The following is a 5,594-nucleotide window of genomic DNA, read 5'->3' on the forward strand; positions in this document are numbered from 1 at the left end:
CTTGCCCCCTTTACGGTCGAAGGTGCCTGTAATCGCACTGTCTTTGAAATTTGGTTGCCAACCTGCTTACTGCCAGTACTTCAACCTGGAGAGTGGGTGATTATGGATAATGCTACCTTTCACCACGGTGACCGTATTGCTCAATTGATTGAAGTGGTTGGAGCACGAGTCGTCTATTTGCCACCGTATTCACCTGACCTCAATCGGATTGAAAAATGCTGCGGGTGCGTGGCATTCGCAGCCAGTTTAACCAGGGTACCCAACGGCGACTAGAGAGTGCAGGGGTTCGAGTCATTTGCGCTGAAGCTGCTTTTACCGGGGAGCAAACAGTAAGCGGCGGCGGTGTGACGGTGCAGGCTCCGATCGTCGTTATCAACACAGGCACCTCCTCCACTATTCCTGACTTTCCCGGTTTAGCGGGAACGCCGTATCTGACCAACCGCAATTTCTTTAACTTGCAGCAGATCCCACCCCGGTTGCTCGTAGTTGGCGGTGGCTATATTGCCCTGGAGTTAGGGCAGGGAATGGCGCGGTTAGGCAGCCAAACTGAATTAATTGTGCGTGGCGATCGTCTGCTGGCTCAAGAAGAATCCGAGGTCGTGCGGTGCTGCTGGATGCCTTGAAGCAAGACGGAATTGGACTGCATTTCAACACGACGGTTCAGCAGGTTGCTTATACCAACGGTGTCTTTACCCTGACGCTGAGCAATGGTGAAGAGCTTGATGGGGAAGCATTGCTGCTTGCGACTGGGCGCAAACCGAATACTGGGGCATTAAATACTGCGGTGACAGACGTTGAATTAGATGCACAGGGTTTTGTTAAAATCGACGATCAATTTCAAACGACTTGCCCTGGAGTTTATGCGATCGGAGACGTCGCCAAGCAGCCTGCATTCACCCATGTGTCCTGGGAAGACTATCGGCGTTTGAAGACGATTCTGTGTGGTGAACACCGGACACGCCACGATCGAGTGTTAGGCTATGCTGTCTACACAGAACCACAAGTGGGACGGGTAGGAATGACGTTAGAGCAGGCTCAAAAACAGGGGATTGCTGCCCGCGAAGTCACCCTGCCGATGGCTCATATTGCTCGCAGCATTGAGTGGGGGCACGATCTAGGTTTTTACCGCATGGTCATCGATACTCAGACAAATTTGATTTTAGGCGCAACGCTGGTTGGATACGAAACCGCCGAAATTGTGCATGTCTTTTTGTCACTGATGGAAGCGAAAGCAACATGGCAGGTACTCGAACAATCAGTTCACATTCACCCAACTTACGGTGAAGCATTGCCCAGTCTTGCAAGACTCCTGGTTGGAGAGGATATGCCAACCTGTCCCAATATGTAAGAAGGAACAACCAATAACTACTAACTTAAATACGGGCGATCGCTCTAAAATACATGCAAAGGAAGGTCTTCAAATATTGGACTATTCAACCAGAACGAAGAATTGATCAAGTTTTTCATACTCATGTGGAGGCAGTAAAAATCACACAATTATCTCCATTGCCTAGAAAGGCTGTGAATAAGCAGAAAATATGGCGCAATTCACAAATTAAGTGGCGTAAACCTGCAAAGCTAGAATCTGTAAACATTTTAGGCTCTTGGCTTACTTCTAATCACTGCTGCATCAACACAGTCCATCTCAGATGATCAGAGTCTAAAACGGTAGCCTGGAGGCATATTGACTGATTACACCACTCATTTGCGAATCATGCCAAATCTTTTGCTCACTCACACTTTGGTCCCAATAGCATGAGGTAGGACCCAATTCGGTTACTTGCCATGTTAATCATGACAGGTTGGTCAGCCTCCCCTTTGAAGGTATAGAGGTTTGCCCGGCTCTTATCCTTATACATCAAGTTGCCACTGCTCTGAAGCGTACTGTTGCTCTTGGTTCCATTAAGTATCAGTCCTGCTGCTAAAGCAGTGTTTAACTGAGCCGTTGCCGCAACCACATACTGACCTAGCACAGGTGAGATGCTTTACACTAATGACCGCCCTTGCTCAACACTAACAGCAACGTTCAAACCATCACCGTGGTCTGCACGATAACTGCCCTGAGTCACACCGACTAATTGCCCTTGACCTCTGTACCTGGGAACTGGCCAAGCAACATTTGCCACCCTTTGAGAGTTACTCGTTAGCACACCTCAGTCAGTGTCTGCAGTTGCAAGTCAACGGCAGGCGCTTCAACGCCGAGCAAGCACATACTGCTCACTACGATGCGACCTTTAACCATCCTGGAGCACCAACAAAGGAGAGCCTTGCCCACGCCACTACCACACACCGAATCCCTACAGCAGCAACCGGGTGGATAATCCCTTTCAAGATCACCTAGACCTGCAGGCAGTGTACCAAGTTGAATTTGCCCTCCTGAAAGCGACCTTGGGTGATGTCAAGGCTGACCCCAATCAATAAAGCAAAGGCGCGGTGATACTGGGAGCCGCTGGCTCCGGTAAAACCCACCTGATCATGCGTTTGGCTAAAGAGCAGCTTTGCACCAATCGCCTGTTGTTTATCCGCCAACCCAACAATGCGACCGCAGTACTGCACCGCACCTACTTACGCATCTTAGAGTCGTTAGCGGAACCCGTGGTCGGCAGTGATCGCACTCAATTGGAACTGCTCCTGACCAACAGCTTCGTCAACATTCTCAGTTCACTAGAGCAAGTGATCGGCACCCAGACGGGTCAACAAGTCCTAGCGGCTTTTCAAGCGGATAGCCTGCAGCTTTACGTCCTGCCGGCGCTGAGGAAACACAACGCCATCGGGTCCGGTGGCTTGTTCCTCTTGGTTCATGGAGACAGCATTAATGAACACAGCATTGGCTAGTTCAACATGCCGCTAGTGACATCGACCAACGATCCGTGAAAGGCAGTCGCTTCATCGGAGGCTAAAAACATCACCGTGCGCGCCATTTCCTCAACCGTGTTCGTGCGTTGGATGGGAATAAATTTTGAGCCTGCTTCAAAAGAAATTCCACGAGCGGCACGGGCAGCCCGCAACATTGGTGTATCCACACCACCCGGAGAAATAGAAGTAATCCGAATATTGTCTTTGGCATATTCTAGAGCGGCAACCCTAGTTAAGCCAATGATTGCGTGTTTGCTGGTGCTGTAAGGTCCAATTTCCGAGAAGCCTTTGTGTCCTGAAACTGAAGCATTGTTGATAATGCAGCCGCCCTGTTGTTTGAGCATTTGTGGAATCTCATACTTCAACGAGAGAAACACACCCAGCACATTGGTATGGAGGGTGTCGAGAAAGTCGGCTGTTGGTTGTTCATGCAGTCTGGCAAATTTCGGGTTGAGCATACCTACATTGTTGAAGGCAACATCTAGCCTGCCGTATTGACTCACACAGGCTTCGACAAAGGCCTTGACCGCTTCTTCCCGTCGAACATCGGTTCTCATGTAGGTGGCTTTGCCGCCAAAGTCTTTGATCTTAGCTTCCACTTGCCGACCCAAGTTTTCGCGCCGCCCACAAAAGAAAACGTTTGCCCCTTCTCGGGCAAAGGCATAAGCGGTGCCTTCACCGATGCCAGAGGTTGCGCCTGTAATCAGTACTACCTTGCCTGAAAATTTTCCCTTAGGATGGGTGGCTGTTTCCGAAGCAGGAGGTTTTTGGGTGTTGGCTAAGGCTTTACCAGAAGCAATCGCACTCGCGAGTCCTGCGGCACCAACCACACCGATGCTCAAAATCTGACGACGTCTTTTGTCTGCCATCACTTTCGCTCCTAAACTGTTGAGTTCGTTCGTTCATCAACTTAAAATAAAGTTAACAAGAGTGCTCTTTTGGTAAATTGTAAATTCTTGCTTAGTTTACAAACTGTTTGGCAAACGCTTTTGGTGAAAGGCCCACAACCTGCTTGAACGCTTTTGTAAAGTGTGCTTGATCGTAGAAGCCCGCTTGCAAACCGATTGCCGTTAGGCTAGGCTTTGCCGAGATGACGATGAGTTTCTTAGCGCGTTCAACGCGGTTCTGCAATAAGTATTGATGAGGCGAAAGTCCGACCGAATGTTTGAATAGGCGGGCAAAGTGATAGGCACTCAGATTAGCTTGGGCGGCTAGCTCGACAAGGCTGACTTCGTGCGTCAGACGTTCGTGGATATATTCAATCATTTGTCGGAGCTGCAGGGCTGAAAGCTTTCCACAAGGGCGGGGCAGTTTGAGGAAACGATCACCATGCTGTTCAAGTAAGTGCAGGGCAAAGGCCAAGCCCATTGATTCACTGTACAGCGCGCCACCGTAACTTCCCGACTCTAACTCTGCTTTAAAGCGGACCGCAAACCGAGCAATAACTGGATCGGTCTGACCCCTCTGCTGTTGGAAGGAAATTTTTTCCGGTGCTTTCGTATCGCGGAAAAGGTCATTCACAAAAGCGGGAGCGAGGGCGATCGCCAAAAACTTCAGATCATTTTGTCAGCGGGGTGCATTGGTTTCTCCATGACTTTGAAGACAAAAGTCCCCTGGCTTTAAAGTAGTTTGCCGCCAGCGATCGTCCTCTTTCCATTCAAAGGCTGTCGGTTCGCCGACCTGAACCATGAGGCGATGTCCTTCAATATAATGTTCGGGCATTTCGAGGGAGGGAATACAATGGGACTCTACTGTAAGCCCGCGCCATCCTAAATTGACCCTGGAGTACAAGACTGTCCTTTCAGGAGCAGCCGAAAAGAATACTCCCGTTTTACAGTCAATCAAACGGATTTCACTGCTGAACATAAGCAGATGAGCAATTTTGCTTTTCTTCTACTATAAGATCACAACAACTGTGCTCGGCTCTCACTGACAAGCTCCACGAACAGCTCGTACTAAAATTTGAGCGGCATACCCTTGCTTCATCACTCTCGCCGGAGTGAATTCTAGAAGCCTTATCCAGCCTCACTTTCTTAATAAGACTGCCAAAATCCATCAGAGAAGCGAAACCGCTGGGCAGTATGTCTTGTAGATTCCTATCCGACTAGAGTGACAGAAGAGGGATAAATTGAAGATAGCTTCATCGATCGAATACACCTCCACTTCTAGAACAAACTGCGCCAGCGTAGCCATTACTCGTGCTGACATCTACCCGTATAGGGCATAGTTCGACGAGAATACCTGCACCTGATGGTCTTGTAGCAGTGATCGCACCTTAAACACGGGCTCTCCCCATTTGCAGCTCCAACGTCTTTGCCAACGAAGCTCAACTCCCAAGCGGAAAAACGGTTTCCAACTTTGACTTTTCACACTGCCCCAAGTTCAATCCGGCCTCGTTAATGCAGCTTGCCGATGATCCCAGTTGGCTCACACGTGCTGAGAACCTTTTGTTATTCGGCGCTTCGGGCGTGGGGAAATCCCACTTAACCGCTGCTGTCTCACGGCGCATGATTGCGTTTGGTAAGCAGGTTAACGTGAGTTCGGGATAAGGAATCGCTAGAAGCCCTGATTTTCTGCGGCTTGCCACCACGCTCTCGGTCAAGTTCTTGTCAATAAGTCTCACAGTTGCAAATACTTGCAGTAGCAGGTCTTATTGAGAAAGGGTGACTGGCTGGCTACTTAACTCAAGCTATTCATAGTAGGGGTTTTAGCCTTCGGCTTAACCCGAACTCACGTTA

5 protein-coding genes and 2 pseudogenes are annotated in these 5,594 nt (G+C 49.4%); 3 read left to right on the plus strand and 4 right to left on the minus strand.

Annotation, left to right across the window (positions count from 1 at the left end; translation table 11 throughout):
• From H6F76_RS02535 to H6F76_RS02545, 3 genes and pseudogenes are all read left to right on the plus strand, one after another.
• On the plus strand, positions 1-273 hold a 273-nt coding region (locus H6F76_RS02535), incomplete at its 5' end, for a transposase (RefSeq protein ID WP_199321871.1).
• A pseudogene (locus tag H6F76_RS31300) lies at positions 222-1,348 on the plus strand (FAD-dependent oxidoreductase); the annotation flags it as partial. The gene H6F76_RS02535 and the pseudogene H6F76_RS31300, both read left to right, overlap by 52 nt.
• Positions 1,349-2,433: 1,085 nt before the next feature.
• Positions 2,434-2,835: a hypothetical protein gene (locus H6F76_RS02545; RefSeq protein WP_190505653.1), complete on the plus strand. Its 402-nt coding sequence runs from the start codon at positions 2,434-2,436 to the stop codon at positions 2,833-2,835.
• On the opposite strand, the gene H6F76_RS02550 is transcribed toward H6F76_RS02545, so the two are convergent.
• The 4 genes and pseudogenes from H6F76_RS02550 to H6F76_RS31310 all read right to left on the minus strand — a co-directional run.
• Complete coding sequence (locus H6F76_RS02550) at positions 2,832-3,725, minus strand: SDR family oxidoreductase (RefSeq protein ID WP_190505655.1); 894 nt, start codon at positions 3,723-3,725, stop codon at positions 2,832-2,834. The genes H6F76_RS02545 and H6F76_RS02550 overlap by 4 nt on opposite strands.
• A gap of 91 nt (positions 3,726-3,816) precedes the next feature.
• Entirely contained in the window at positions 3,817-4,377 is a 561-nt protein-coding gene (locus tag H6F76_RS31305) for an AraC family transcriptional regulator (RefSeq protein ID WP_190505657.1), read from the minus strand.
• 45 nt (positions 4,378-4,422) lie between these two features.
• Positions 4,423-4,578, minus strand: coding sequence for a hypothetical protein (locus tag H6F76_RS02560; protein ID WP_190505659.1), 156 nt, complete (start codon positions 4,576-4,578; stop codon positions 4,423-4,425).
• A 408-nt stretch (positions 4,579-4,986) separates the two neighbouring features.
• A pseudogene (locus tag H6F76_RS31310) lies at positions 4,987-5,193 on the minus strand (hypothetical protein); the annotation flags it as partial.
• Positions 5,194-5,594 lie beyond the last annotated feature (401 nt).

The organism is Leptolyngbya sp. FACHB-321 (assembly GCF_014695975.1).
GTDB lineage: Bacteria > Cyanobacteriota > Cyanobacteriia > Leptolyngbyales > Leptolyngbyaceae > Stenomitos.

What these genes read in the sequence shown, in the direction of transcription:
- H6F76_RS02550 (WP_190505655.1), bottom strand. Translation starts at nt 3,725, where the DNA reads ATGGCAGACAAAAGACGTCGTCAGATTTTGAGCATCGGTGTGGTTGGT.
- H6F76_RS02560 (WP_190505659.1), bottom strand. Translation starts at nt 4,578, where the DNA reads ATGCCCGAACATTATATTGAAGGACATCGCCTCATGGTTCAGGTCGGC.